15 protein-coding genes are annotated in these 12,484 nt (G+C 37.2%); 12 read left to right on the top strand and 3 right to left on the bottom strand.

Annotated elements, in window-relative coordinates:
• Window positions 1-16: 16 nt before the first annotated feature.
• The 4 genes from NQ185_RS08335 (at window position 17) to NQ185_RS08350 (ending at window position 2,777) form a co-directional block, all read left to right on the top strand.
• Window positions 17-712: a PepSY domain-containing protein gene (locus NQ185_RS08335; RefSeq protein ID WP_257581193.1), complete on the top strand. Its 696-nt coding sequence runs from the start codon at window positions 17-19 to the stop codon at window positions 710-712.
• A 110-nt stretch (window positions 713-822) separates the two neighbouring features.
• The gene (locus NQ185_RS08340; protein ID WP_257581194.1) at window positions 823-1,386 is read left to right on the top strand and encodes a PepSY domain-containing protein; all 564 of its coding nucleotides are present in this window, start codon (window positions 823-825) and stop codon (window positions 1,384-1,386) included.
• Between the two features lie 184 nt (window positions 1,387-1,570).
• The gene (locus NQ185_RS08345; RefSeq protein ID WP_257581304.1) at window positions 1,571-1,867 is read left to right on the top strand and encodes a VTC domain-containing protein; all 297 of its coding nucleotides are present in this window, start codon (window positions 1,571-1,573) and stop codon (window positions 1,865-1,867) included.
• Window positions 1,868-2,084: 217 nt separating this feature from the next.
• Window positions 2,085-2,777 carry a thermonuclease family protein gene (locus NQ185_RS08350; RefSeq protein WP_257581195.1) on the top strand — a complete coding sequence of 231 codons (693 nt, stop codon included), beginning with the start codon at window positions 2,085-2,087 and terminating at the stop codon, window positions 2,775-2,777.
• A 500-nt stretch (window positions 2,778-3,277) separates the two neighbouring features.
• Here the strand turns inward: NQ185_RS08350 and NQ185_RS20335 are convergent, their stop codons facing one another.
• The 3 genes from NQ185_RS20335 to NQ185_RS08360 all read right to left on the bottom strand — a co-directional run bounded on the left by NQ185_RS20335 (window position 3,278) and on the right by NQ185_RS08360 (window position 5,287).
• The gene (locus tag NQ185_RS20335) at window positions 3,278-3,424 is read right to left on the bottom strand and encodes a GNAT family N-acetyltransferase (protein ID WP_373370791.1); all 147 of its coding nucleotides are present in this window, start codon (window positions 3,422-3,424) and stop codon (window positions 3,278-3,280) included.
• Between the two features lie 242 nt (window positions 3,425-3,666).
• A complete protein-coding gene (locus NQ185_RS08355; RefSeq protein WP_257581196.1) occupies window positions 3,667-4,212 on the bottom strand; it encodes a TetR/AcrR family transcriptional regulator in 546 nt (181 codons plus the stop codon).
• Window positions 4,213-4,369: 157 nt separating this feature from the next.
• Complete coding sequence (locus NQ185_RS08360; protein WP_257581197.1) at window positions 4,370-5,287, bottom strand: AraC family transcriptional regulator; 918 nt, start codon at window positions 5,285-5,287, stop codon at window positions 4,370-4,372.
• A gap of 207 nt (window positions 5,288-5,494) precedes the next feature.
• Here NQ185_RS08360 and NQ185_RS08365 point away from each other — a divergent pair, with 207 nt between their 5' ends.
• From NQ185_RS08365 to NQ185_RS08400, 8 genes are all read left to right on the top strand, one after another.
• Window positions 5,495-6,472, top strand: coding sequence for an aldo/keto reductase (locus NQ185_RS08365; RefSeq protein ID WP_257581198.1), 978 nt, complete (start codon window positions 5,495-5,497; stop codon window positions 6,470-6,472).
• Between the two features lie 104 nt (window positions 6,473-6,576).
• Window positions 6,577-7,290: an MFS transporter gene (locus tag NQ185_RS08370; RefSeq protein WP_257581199.1), complete on the top strand. Its 714-nt coding sequence runs from the start codon at window positions 6,577-6,579 to the stop codon at window positions 7,288-7,290.
• 11 nt (window positions 7,291-7,301) lie between these two features.
• Complete coding sequence (locus NQ185_RS08375) at window positions 7,302-7,799, top strand: MFS transporter (protein ID WP_257581200.1); 498 nt, start codon at window positions 7,302-7,304, stop codon at window positions 7,797-7,799.
• Window positions 7,800-7,906: 107 nt separating this feature from the next.
• Window positions 7,907-9,070, top strand: coding sequence for an MFS transporter (locus NQ185_RS08380; protein ID WP_257581201.1), 1,164 nt, complete (start codon window positions 7,907-7,909; stop codon window positions 9,068-9,070).
• Between the two features lie 284 nt (window positions 9,071-9,354).
• Window positions 9,355-10,191 (top strand): alpha/beta hydrolase, encoded by an 837-nt coding sequence (locus NQ185_RS08385; RefSeq protein ID WP_257581202.1) that lies wholly within the window; start codon window positions 9,355-9,357, stop codon window positions 10,189-10,191.
• 213 nt (window positions 10,192-10,404) lie between these two features.
• Window positions 10,405-11,415: a DUF3231 family protein gene (locus tag NQ185_RS08390; protein ID WP_257581203.1), complete on the top strand. Its 1,011-nt coding sequence runs from the start codon at window positions 10,405-10,407 to the stop codon at window positions 11,413-11,415.
• A gap of 118 nt (window positions 11,416-11,533) precedes the next feature.
• A complete protein-coding gene (locus NQ185_RS08395; RefSeq protein WP_257581204.1) occupies window positions 11,534-11,959 on the top strand; it encodes an SRPBCC family protein in 426 nt (141 codons plus the stop codon).
• Window positions 11,960-12,307 (top strand): ArsR/SmtB family transcription factor, encoded by a 348-nt coding sequence (locus NQ185_RS08400; RefSeq protein WP_257581205.1) that lies wholly within the window; start codon window positions 11,960-11,962, stop codon window positions 12,305-12,307.
• The last annotated feature ends 177 nt before the right edge of the window (window positions 12,308-12,484 follow it).

A 12,484-nucleotide genomic window follows, 5' to 3' on the forward strand; every position in this document is an offset into this window, starting at 1 on the left:
TTTTGGGGTGAAATGTATGGAGAAATTAAATATGAAAAGGTTTGGAATGGGTGCTGCTCTGTTTATCTTAGTTGTCATTATTGCATGGCAATTTCTTGTTGTAACATCTTCTGGAGAAGCAATATCAGAAGCAGAGGCAAAAAAAATTGCAACAGATAGATTCAATGGGAAAATTGTACACTTTGAGCTAAAAGATGACATTTATGATATGACTATTCAATTAACAATGGGAAAATATTATATAAAAATTGACCGTTTTTCCGGTGATGTGCTCGATATTAGTAGGGGTGAAGAGGAAAAGGTCCAAAGGTTATCGACCGATGAGATAAAAAGGATTATCCAGAAGGAGCAAGACGGCAAAATTGAAGATTTAAAAATGAGAATAAAAAATCAAGTAGCTTATTATGATGCGGTTGTAGAAAATAGCGAGAATAAGGTGTTTATCACTTTAAATGCTGCATCAGGTGAAATCGTAAATAAAAAAGAAGAAAAAAAGACACCGGTTAAAGAAGAAACAACAAAGAATTTAACGAAAGAGGAAGCGGTAAAGATTGCGCTTAAGACAGTCCAAGGCAAGGTAGACGATGTAGATCTAGAGGAATTGAATGGACAGCTTTATTACTTTGTGGAAATAGAAACGGATGATAAGGAAGCCGATATTCAGATAAATGCCATAACCGGGGAAGTAAAAAGTATTGAATGGGATGATTAAGTGAATGAAATCTTTCCACTTTCTCATTGATTTCTCATCTTCTCATCCCCGTGTCCTCATATTAAATGGATATGATGTAATTACATCAAACAAAGGGAGGACAAATTTAGATGAAAAAGAATTTGCTGATCGCAGGAATTGCTGGTTTTGCCATTATGGGCGGGGTTGCTAGTGTAAACGCAATTTCCAATAGTGAATCGATTATTAAAAAAGAGGAAAGGTCATCCATTATTACAATGGAAAAAGCAACTGAAATAGCCTTGAATGAGATGAGCGGAGATTTGAAAAGCATTAAATTAGAGAAAGAAAATAGTAAGTTAAAATATGAGGTTGATTTAGTATCGGATTACGATGAAATAGAAGTAGACATTGATGCGATTACTGGTGTAGTTATGAAGGTGGATAAAGAAAAAACGGAAAAAACGGAAAAAACAGAAGAAACGAATATCAGATCTCAAAAATCAAATGAAGTTTCAAAGATCACTAGGGAAAAGGCCATTTCTATCGCTTTGGGTGATTCACGAGGAAAAGTGACGGAAGTTGATTTTGATGCAGAGGATCATGAATATGAGATTGAGTTTATTGCAAATAATCAAAAGGTCGAGATAAAAATAGATTCACAAACAGGTAGAATCCTTGAAAAGGAATATGAAGATGTTCACGACGATAAATAAACTGTAAACAAAAGCATCGAACAGAAGATACTTCATTCAAAAAGGTGATGGAATAATGGCTATTGAAATATTTAGACGGAAAGAGCAAAAGTATTTAATAACGAAGGAGCAATATTGTGAATTAGTCAAACAAATATTGCCTAATATGCATCCGGATAAAAATGGTGTTTAAGGTAGATACACAATAACCACTTTATATTTTGAGAGTCTTGATAAGAGGATATATTTTGAAACAAATAATAAATATAGGTATAGGCAGAAGCTTTGCGTGTTTACGATGACACTTCCTATTGATGGAAAAGCTTTTTTTGAAGTAAAGCAAAAGCATAAAAAGGTCGTGAATAAAAGAAGAATGGTTATGCCTCTTAAAGAGGCATATCGCTATTTAACAAACAATCTCGACTCACCATTAAGAGAATATGAAACTTCTAATACACAAGTTTTACGTGAAATTCATTATAAAAATTTCAATGATGTTTAAAGTTGTAGACTTCAATTTAAATTTAGTCTTTTCAAATACTTGCAGTGGCACAAAAGGTAAAATTTTCTGTTGTGCCACTTCGCATTTTCCCTTTTTCATCCACCCTCACTTCCTTTTAAAAAGGAAGTTTTTTTGTAAAATCAGATCAATTGCATTAATGTTATATTCAAGTAAGGTATATTTAAATTGAAAGAATTAATATTTGAGAGGTTCATATATGACTAGATTATTCCCTTATTTTTTCATACTCCTTTTAATCTTAAATCTTATCGGTTGCTCTCGAAATACTAGTAACAGGGTTGAGGTTACGTTAGCAGAGCCGATTGACGGTGATACGATTGCTGTAATGTATAAAGGCGAACGAGAAAAAGTAAGATTTTTACTGGTGGATAGCCCTGAGACATCGCATCCCCGTCTAGGCGAACAACCTTATGGACTAGAAGCTAAAGAGTTCACTAGTAGCTTGGTGGAAAATGCCAATAAGATAGAAGTAGAGTTTGACATTGGACCAAATCAAGATAAATATGGACGCTTGCTTGCCTATGTGTATCTGGATGGAAAAATGATTCAAGAGGAATTGTTGAAGAGAGGATTAGCTAGAGTCGCATACATATACCCGCCTAACACTCGCTATGTTGATCAATTTGATGCTATTCAAAAAAAGGCTCAAAAAGATGGAGTGGGAATTTGGGAAATTGAGAATTACGCACAAGAGGATGGATTTCATCCTGAAACGATGGGTTCCAATTCAGAGGAGAGCTCGAAAGACTGCCTAATAAAAGGAAATATTGGCTCTGAAAAAATCTATCATACACCAGACTCTCCTTGGTATGAACAAACAAAGCCAGAGATGATGTTTTGTACGGAGGAGGAAGCAGTGAAAGCGGGATTTCGTCCTCCAAAGCGTTAAGTACTTTGCTTCAACTATGTAGAAAGTGAAAAAACATGGTTATCGGGGTTTCTCGTAGCCTTTTTTTGTTGAATAGGTGAATAAGGAATTGAAAAAAACTATTGACTTTAAATTATTTTTTTAAAACCTTTTCGGTACAAATCGTCTCATTAGTGCGGGATGTTATATGGGGGATAAAAATGATAAATCAAAATCGCTAGATAACTTCAATCATTGATATTTCTGTAAGTTTTGAAAAAAGTTAATCAGAAATGCATGGGATAAGAGCTCCGGCTTATATCTTATTTGAACAGTGATGGTGGAAATGGTTTGAAATTACTTTCAACAAAAAAAGTTAGAACGAAGTGAAATCCACTAACCCCTTAAAAATCTCAATTTCTTCGGGGAATAGGGCTCTTTTTTTGTTAAATTCATTACCTTTTTCGATGAATGTTTGACATCTGCTGTAATACTATAAACATCACTAAAACCTAATTCATTTAATCCATGCCCTAAGCAGGCTAATGCCCCTTCAGTTGCTTATCCTTTTCCCAGGCCTCTTTTTTTAATCGCCATCCAATTTCTATACACGGTGTAAAATCAGCCTCTAATGTTGCCCTGTGAAAACCTACAAATCCTATAAAATCATTATTTTCCTTCACTTCCACGGCATATAACCCAAATCCACATTCTTTAAATTCTGATAAAATTAATTTAAAGAACGCATTTGTTTCTTACTTCGATAAAGTTTTGGGAAAATACCTCATGACTTTTTCATCTGCATTTATTCGACTAAATGGCTCTAGATCAGTTTCATCCCAATCACGCAATAGTAATCTGGATGTTTCAAAATATATCATTTCACACCCCGATAATCTGCCATTTTGTTTACATAGTCATCATCGATTGATCATAGATTCCTCTCCAACAAAACCCCCACTTGTTCCGCCATCAGATACGGTGGATAAGGCATTTCATTTTTGACCCACCACTCCACAATCCCGATATACGACATCACTATAAACTGGAGAATAATCTCTTCATTTAAACCTCGGTTTTTCCCCGTATTAACTTTGATTTCATTCTTGAATTGTTCCGAGAGAAATCCAAGGAACTGTGTTCGGAAATGCGGCACGCCACTGCTTGCCAACATCGCAGAAAAGAATAAAAAATTTTCCTTGATGTAATCGAACCAGATTTGATTTGCGTCTATATAATCCAATTCTGATGCGGCATCGTGCAGCTCTTCCATTTCATGCAGATGTTCCTCAATAAGCTTTTCGAGTAAATCAAATTTATCAACGTAAAAAGAATAGATTGTTCCACGGCTAACATTGGCTTTGTCGGAAATCTCATGCATCGTAATGTCAGCAAAACTTTTTTCTGAAATTAACTCAATAATAGCATTTTTAATCGTTTCTTGCGTTTTTATTCTTCTTCTATCAACTCTAGACATTATAGAAATCAACTTCCTTATCGTATTATATTTTAATGGTAATTTGTGCATTAATGAACATATTTAGGTTAATTGAATGCCGTAAAAGGACTATCCTTTCTCTTACGGCTTAAATGATACATCCACCCCAACTAATCTTGACCAGTCCGATAAAACTTCATGCATTAAGTCTTTGTTCATATTTTTCTTTCAGGCGCTTTATATCCTCTCTAGGTGGCAGACCAAACATACGGGAATATTCACGACTGAATTGGGAAGGACTTTCATAGCCAACACGATATGCGACATCGGCAGCATCTGTTGATTCGGATAATAATATTCGTCTTGCATCCTGCAGTCTCAGTTGCTTTTGGAATTGGATCGGGCTCATGGCAGTAACATCTTTAAAATGCCTATGGAGCGAAGAAACGCTCATATTGGCAATTTCCGCAAGCTCTTCGATACGGATTGGCTTATCGTAGTTCATTTTGATTTGTTCGATAACTTCTCCTATGTGATAGGTATAGCTTCCTTCTATGGCAATTTGTCCTAAAGAAACCCCAAATGGTCCTTGCAGTATTCTGTAAAGTATTTCCTTTTTGAAAAGAGGAGCAAGTACTGGTATATCTTTAGGATTCTCGAGCAAACGAGCTAATCTAATGGCTGCATCCAAAATCGATATCTCTATCTCGCTTACAAACATTGCTCGCTTAGCCTTCCCTTTTGAACTAACATGGGTTTTGGAATCACTTATCACTTCTAAAATTTCACTCGGCGAAAAATCAATCTTGAAACACATATATGGAACATCAGAAGATGCCTCAGCAACCCTTCCTGTAACCGGCAAATCAACTGATGAAACGAGGTAATTCCCAGGACCATATACAAAGCGCTCTTCTGCAAGAACTACTTCTTTTACTCCTTGAACAACAATACAAAGAGAAGGCTTTTGAACTATATGTTTTGATTCGGTAACATTCGATACACGAATAAAAAATAGCGATGGGATAGCGGTTGAATAATAACCGTCCTGTCCGGAATAACGTTCTATTAATCTCGCAAGCTCATTCTGCTGTGTGGATATATGTTCAGTCATAAAATCCTCCTAGTTCTTTTGACCTTGGTATTTCCATTATAATTCATTTTTACCTATTGAGTAAGTGTTGTGAGAGGATTAGGCAATCATTTGCGAAGATTTAGATAACGTTTGCTTTTTTGTATCTGCCATAATAAGAGTGGTAAAAGCCTCTTGATGATTGAAAATAATAAAATACTCGGCTAATGAAAGTGAGGGATTGGGAAAATGGAATATGTAAAACTTGGAAATACCGGGCTAGATGTTTCGCGAATTTGTCTCGGAACAATGGGGTTTGGTGATGTTAACACCGGGTTTCATCCATGGGTGCTTGATGAGGAGGACAGTCGCACTGTCATTAAAAAGGCCCTTGATTTAGGAATCAACTTCTTTGATACAGCGAATGTGTATTCAAGTGGAACGAGCGAGGAATATGTTGGGCGTGCTTTAAAGGATTTTGCCAATCGTGATGAAGTTGTGATCGCAACTAAGGTTCGTTTCCGTATGCATGATGGCCCGAATGGGGAAGGGCTTTCCCGAAAGGCGATCATGAGTGAAGTCGATAAGAGCCTTAAGAGATTAGGAACAGATTATATAGATCTCTATCAAATTCACCGCTGGGATTACAATACTCCGATTGAAGAAACAATGGAAGCATTACACGATTTAGTAAAGGCGGGGAAGGTTAGATATATTGGTGCTTCCGCAATGTACGCTTGGCAATTTTTGAAGGCATTGCATGTAGCAGAGAAAAATGGCTGGACTCGATTTGTATCCATGCAAAATCATTATAACCTCATGTATCGCGAAGAGGAGAGAGAAATGCTGCCTCTTTGTAAAGAAGAAAAAATTGCGGTGATTCCGTATAGTCCGCTTGCCTCAGGAAGATTGACTCGTGACGTGACAGATACTACATATCGTTCCGAAACGGATCGTGCTCAGAAAGCAAAATATGATGCGACTGCCGAACATGACCGATTGGTAGTAGAACGCGTTGCAGCGCTAGCTGAAAAACGCGGGATTCCTCGTGCTCAAATCGCACTTGCCTGGTTATTGAATAAAGAACCGGTGACAGCCCCAATTGTCGGTGCAACAAAAATTTCACATCTTGAGAATGCTATAGCGGCGCTTTCAGTGGAGCTTTCCCCTGAAGAAATGGCGTTCCTTGAAGAGCCATATGTTCCACATCCGATTAGTGGATTTTAATTTAGTATGAAGTAAAGAAAATGCAGGAATATCATTTATTTTTTAAAATGGTATTTCTGCATTTCATTCATATTGTTATTTGATTCTTCTAAGGAGGACTAAATTTGTTTACACGAATAATAAATCTATTTGCTATTAAAGGATATAGCGTTTTAGTGATTTGTTTACTGCTGATTGGTATGGGAATTTCTATTACCTCTCCATATATTCCGTTGTTTTTAACAGAAGATTTTGGAATGAGTGCAGGAGCTTTTGGTGTTTTCATGGCGATAAGTTCGCTAAGCGGCGTGATCATAAACTCGCTCATTGCTAAATATTCAGATAGTGGGATGGATCGAAGATGGATTATCATTGTTGCGGCGTTTTCAGCTGCATTAGCTTATTCCTCTTATCTTATGTTTCATAACTTCTTAATTCTTCTTCTTTTCGTAACCATTTTTAATGGATTAGCTGCACCCGTCATGCCGCAAATCTACGCATACGCGCATGAATCAGCAAATGCAAGCAAATCAGATGACAAGACCTTAGCGCTATCCTCATTGCGTTCTCTTGTTTCCTTCGGATTTCTAATAGGGCCATTATGTGGGACCCTAATTTTAGTACTTGCTGGATATAAGGGGATCTTTCTTGGAACAGCAGCCCTTTATCTTACAGTCGCTTCCCTTGTATTTTTCTTCTTAAGAAAAATGGAAATGGCTAATAATGCTGTAAAAAAGAAAAAATCAGGTGTCTCTTTGATTAAAAATAGGCAAATTAGACTGCCATTCATCCATTCATCGCCTTTCTCCTTCTATTTGCTATTAATGCCATTCATTTGATCATAATACCGTTGTTTATTGTAAATGAACTTCATGGGACGTTTAAGGATGTCGGAATTGTTGTTAGTATTTGCGCTGGTTTGGAAATCCCGATTATGCTTGGACTAGGTGCTTTAGGAAAAAAGGTATCCAATCATACTTTGATCATTTATGGTTGTATGATTTTAGTCATCTATTACATTATTTTAAGCGTAGCCACGCAGTCGTGGCAATTAATCCCGGCGCAGCTTCTTCAAGCTGCCTTTGTGGCGATTGTTATGGGCAACGGATTAAGCTACTTTACGGAACGACTACCGAATTCACCAGGACTTGCCACAACGATTTATTACAACGGCTCTACTCTTGGAAGGTTAGTAGGAAGTCTAGCGGGAGGATTGATTGCCCAGTTACTAGGATTTCGTTATGTTTTTTGGGTATGTCTGTTACTTGCAGTTCTATCATTCATTTTATTATGGAGGACAAAACCTCTTGGGAAAAGCTCCAAAGTGACGAGTGAGGTCAGGGCATAAGGGAATGAAGGCGATTCCATGATAGAATAGACGGTGTATATAATACACAAGTTCAATCTATGAAAGTAAAAAAATATGATGATCTACTCACCTTGGGAGGAAAACAAATGGAGCGCTTATGGACGAAGTCTTTTATCCTAATGATCCTAGGAACTTTATTTCTATTCATCGGATTTTATATGTTATATCCGACCTTGCCGATCTATATTAAGCAAATAGGTGGAAACGAGTCACAGGTTGGATTGGCAATGGGTACGTTCATGTTATCTGCTGTTTTGATACGTCCGATTATTGGTGGACTATTAGATCGTTTTGGAAGGCGTCCGTTTATTGTCTGTGGTCTGCTATTTTTTTCATTGTTTATGTATTTATACGAGTGGACATCGGCGGTTTTGCTATTATTGGGACTTAGGGTGTTGCACGGGATGACTTGGGGTGTTACGACTACCGCTATGACGACAGCCATTACAGATATGATTCCATCTAATCGTCGCGGAGAGGGTTTTGGGTGGTCTGGTATGGCGATGACTTTAGCAATGGCCATTGGTCCAATGTTTGGTCTCTGGATTAGTGATAATCTATCTTTTCAATCCCTGTTTTTTATATCAGCTGCGCTCTCTGTCGTCGCATTGACCATGACGTTTGGAGCCAAAATGCCGTTTCAACCGAAAAAAGCAGCTGGTAGAATGGAAATGTTTGGAAAATCCGTCATGCCAGTCGCGGCATCAGTCTTTTTCCTATTTATCGCTTACGGCGGTATTACTACCTTCATTCCGTTATTTGCTCATTCTCTACATGTCAATTCTGGTTTGTTTTTTCTCGTATACTCCGCAACACTATTTCTAATCCGTCCCTTTGCCGGGAAGCTTTCTGATTTAAAAGGAGAGTCGTTTGTCATCGTGCCGTCTCTTTTTGTCACCATAATTGCTTTGATTACGTTAAGCCTATCAACTGGGTTGCTAGGTATACTTGCCTCGGCTGTTTTATATGGTATCGGTTTTGGTTCCGCGCAGCCAGCTCTTCAGGCAGCAATGCTTCGTTTTGTTCAACCAGAACGTATGGGTGTAGCTAATGCCACTTTTTCTACAGCTATTGACCTTGGTATCGGGCTAGGTGCGATTATACTAGGTTGGGTATCGCAATTCTGGAATTATCGACTGTTATTCACGGTAAGTGCCATGTCAGTCGCCTGTTCCTTAGTATTGTTCTTTTTCCTCGTGGTTCGTCTTTCGAATAAAAAAAAGTCAAGTATGGATGTGCAAAGTTCCTGATTGTTTATTTTAGTGTAGGTGAGGATTCATAGGCGGAGAATTTCCTGCTAATATATATAGGAGGCTTAAGGAGCTGATATAAACGGAGATATTCCGCTTAACTGTTCTAAATGAGACTAAATTCAAAGATTTGGATGATATAAACGGAAATACTTCCCTTATTATTAATAAAATATGGGTACTTCCCAATTTAAACGGAATGTATCCGTTTATTTAAATCAACATTCTGCGAGCCAATATAAAAGAAACTAAATTAATTTTTATAAAAGAAGGGGAGATTGTAGATGGCATTACTTCAAGTGAATTTTTTGTCAAGTTCATTGGGGAGAACCATTCCAATGAATGTTATTTTACCTGTTGATAAAATGACGTTTCCCGGGATGCCTGTAAGGGAGGACAAGCCATACAAAACTTTGTATCTACTTCATGGGGTGTTAGGGAATTATACTGACTGGGTAACCGGAACGAACATTGTAAGATATGCAATGGAGAATGATCTAGCTGTCGTCATGCCTTCAGGTGACAACATGTTTTACGTTGATAATCCCTGGACAGTGAGCAATAGTTATGGTGAGTTTATTGGGAAGGAATTAGTGGAGATTACGAGGAAAATGTTCCCGCTATCCGATAAAAGAGAGGATACATATATTGCTGGACTTTCGATGGGAGGTTTCGGTGCTATTAGAAATGGTTTAAAATACCATGATACATTTGGGTATATTGCTGGACTATCTTCAGCCCTGGTTATCGATGGCGCTGAAAAGATGACAAACGATAGCCCACTTTTCTTTGCAAATCGAAACTTTTTTGAAGGATGTTTTGGAGATGTTTCCAGGGTGGCTGAAAGTGATATGAACCCAAAATGGCTGGCTAAGAAGCTTGTAGAAGAAAAGGCAGATATACCAAAGATTTACATGGCTTGTGGTGAAGGGGACAGCCTGCTTGAAGCAAACAGGAGTTTAAAAGATTACTTAGGGAATATTGGAATTGACCTTACATATGAAGAAGGACCAGGGGGACATGATTGGGACTTCTGGGGTGAATATATTAAGAAAGTGTTGGATTGGCTTCCACTGGAAAATAAAAATGCAGGAATCAACAGTGGGAATGTTGGGGTCTAATAGTAAAAAAATATCACCTTAAGCGTAAGGTAGGTTATCAATTGTCGCGGGAGCACTCCTTTCTTTTAAAAAAAGGAGTGTTTCCGTTTTTTTTGGTATACGAGGATGTTCAGTACCTACACCATTAAAGAATCTATAAACATGAATTTAAATAATATTTTTCATTTTGGAAACTCTAATGATTATTAAGTGGGATAATTTGGAGGTACCTAAATGGAGAGAAATGATAATAAAACGGGGTTAACATCAGCTGAAATGGGGAAGCTTTGGGCAACCTATATAGGTAATACAATGGGGAAATGTGTTCTCAGTTATTATCTTAAACATATAGATGATCGTGCTATTAAAAAGGTTTTAAAGGATGCATTGAATTTAAGCGAAGACTGGATAATGAATATAAAATCCATTTTTAAAAAAGAGAATTTTCCTCTACCCGTTGGATTTGCAAATGATGACGTAAATTTAGACGCACCAAGACTATTTCATGATGAATTTTATCTACATTACTTGCAATATTTAGGTAAGGCAGGATTGAGTATTTATTCCGTGGCCGTTCCATTGGTAACAAGAAAAGATATAAGAAATTTATTTATAAAGGGTCTTAATGATACCTCCAAATTGTTGGGGGAGGTCAACGATGTGCTCATGTCGAAAGGACACCTGGCAAATTCACCTCATATACCAAGCCCTAAAGGTACTGATTTTATAGATAAGCAGAATTTCTTAAATGGTTTTGGAGGAAATAAAAGACCTCTCCATGGATTAGAAATAGCTCATCTATATGGAAATATCAATAATGATGTTACGAGTAAAGCACTCATTATCGGATTTAGCCAAGGAGCTAAAAATGAAAAAGTGAGAAAGTTTTTAGAGCGCGGAAAAAGTATTAACCATAAGCATATAGAAATGCTTACAAAAAAACTGTCCGAAGATCATCTGCCTTCACCAACACTTTTAGACCATTTGGTCACGACGTCTACACATCCGCCGTTTTCAGATAAACTGATGGTTTTTCATAAAATCGACATGTTTTCAATGAAAATAAGAGAATATGCCAATGGAGCGTCTATTAACGGAAGAAAAGATATAGGTGCCTTATATGCCAGATGTTTATTAGATGTTTCATTATATGTAGAAGATGGAGCCAATGTTATGATTGATCATAATTGGCTAGAACAGCCGCCAGAGGCGCCAAACCGAAACCAATTAACGAAAGAGAAGTAGACTACAAATGTGCACAAGTGATAAAGATAGAGGATTTTTTGACATGAAACCGAAAGGTGTTATATTATAAAAGTGTAACCAAATGGTTTTATATTTTTGCGTCAAAAGGAGAACAATGATGGAAAACAATCATCAAGTACAAGATATTATACAATCAGTCATAATTGAGGGACCCATTCAAAAAGTATGGGATACTGTGTCCACTTCTGAAGGGATTGCGTCATGGTTTATGCCGAATGATTTTGAGCTGAAAGTAGGACATGAATTTCATGTGCAATCACCATATGGACCATCTCCATGCAAAGTATTAGAAATAGAGGAACCGCATCGGCTTTCTTTTTCATGGGATACGGATGGATGGGTCGTTACGTTTATATTAAAAGATTTAGGAGATAAAACAGAATTTACTCTCATTCACGGCGGATGGAAGGAAGCAGATACAATCGTGCCAAAAGCAGGGGAGAAGTCTTCTATTATTCGCGATAAGATGAATCAAGGTTGGGCTGGTATAACGAAGAAGCTTGGAAAGGTTGTGGGGGGCTGAGTGTCTTCATCTGCTAAAAAGTACGATGTCTTTCAATCAATTGCGGATCCAACTAGAAGAAAAATGCTTCAATTGCTAGCCCAAAAAGAAATGCCTATTTCAACTATAACATCACATTTTTCGATGAGCCGCACGGCTATTGCCAAACATCTTCATATTCTTTCAGAAGCCAAATTAGTTAACGGTCAAAAGGTTGGTCGAGAAAAGATATATACATTACAGCCCGAGCCCTTTGAAGAGATAAAACAGTGGCTTTCTTATTACGATCAGTTTTGGAATAATAAGCTGTCCATGCTAAAAACGGTGGTTGAAAATAATAAGGCGATTAAAGCGGAAAAAGAAGAATAAAACTTGGAAACGTGCATGAAGATTGCTTCATGCACGTTCTTGATATGTAACCATCATAAAATTAGTGCTGTGATAAGTCGATAATATGTGGATTTTTTTCGAATTAATAAGATATAATTGAGATATATAATGTGAAGTGATTCACAATAAATCCAAAGATTTCGAGGAGGTAAAAGG

The sequence above is a fragment of the Lederbergia panacisoli genome (assembly GCF_024626525.1).
GTDB classification, from domain to species: domain Bacteria; phylum Bacillota; class Bacilli; order Bacillales; family Bacillaceae_C; genus Lederbergia; species Lederbergia panacisoli.